Here is a 693-nt window from a genome sequence, read left to right on the forward strand (position 1 = left end):
GGTCTGGGAGGTCGTAGTGATAAAGCTATTGACCTTGTTATCTAGCGCTTGTACACGTTTGATATAGTGCTCAGTTAGTTCTGCGCTACTAAATTGCTTGTCTTGTAAACCCGTGATTAGTTGCTGGGTACTTAAAAGATGAAGTTCAGACATAAGGCGTCGTCCGTTAGAGAAGGTAGATGTTGATGATAAAAATCAAAAAGTAGCCGCTTATTCAATAACTTGCGGCACAAGATATAGACCGTTTTCGACAGCTGGCGCGACAGATTGATTGCGCGCGCGATCGATATCATGCTTGGCTATGTCAGCTCGAAAGTCTTGATAGACTTCATGGATGTTCGATAACGGTTTGATATCAGCAGTATCAACGCTCTCAAGCGTCTGCATCAGGGTCAAAACCTTACTGATTTCACTGGCATAACTGCTTGCAGTATCCTCATCGATACCCAAGCGCGCTAGGCGAGCCACTTCTATAATCTCTTGACGGCTAACATTGCTGTTATTAAGGTCAGCTTCGGGCGTTTGTTGTGACATAAAATCTCCGATTTAAGAACAGGATATAAAAGCTGGCAAAAATGACTACCCTTAAACGCGTCATAAACTTAGGCATAAAGGATTAGGCATAAAGGTATAGGTGTAATATGCGTTTATTATAAAGCATCTATCCCAACTTTACAGTCCTAGGTTTACAGG

Annotated in this window: 1 protein-coding gene and 1 pseudogene; both read right to left on the reverse strand. The window is 42.3% G+C overall.

Annotated features, from left to right (window positions below):
• Positions 1 to 153, reverse strand: a pseudogene (locus ACTXGO_RS15515) (Asp-tRNA(Asn)/Glu-tRNA(Gln) amidotransferase subunit GatA); the annotation flags it as partial.
• Between the two features lie 57 nt (positions 154 to 210).
• On the reverse strand, positions 211 to 534 hold the full coding sequence (gatC, locus tag ACTXGO_RS15520) for an Asp-tRNA(Asn)/Glu-tRNA(Gln) amidotransferase subunit GatC (protein WP_317200596.1): 324 nt from the start codon (positions 532 to 534) through the stop codon (positions 211 to 213).
• Between the last annotated feature and the right edge of the window lie 159 nt (positions 535 to 693).

Source organism: Psychrobacter sp. T6-1, assembly GCF_052258445.1.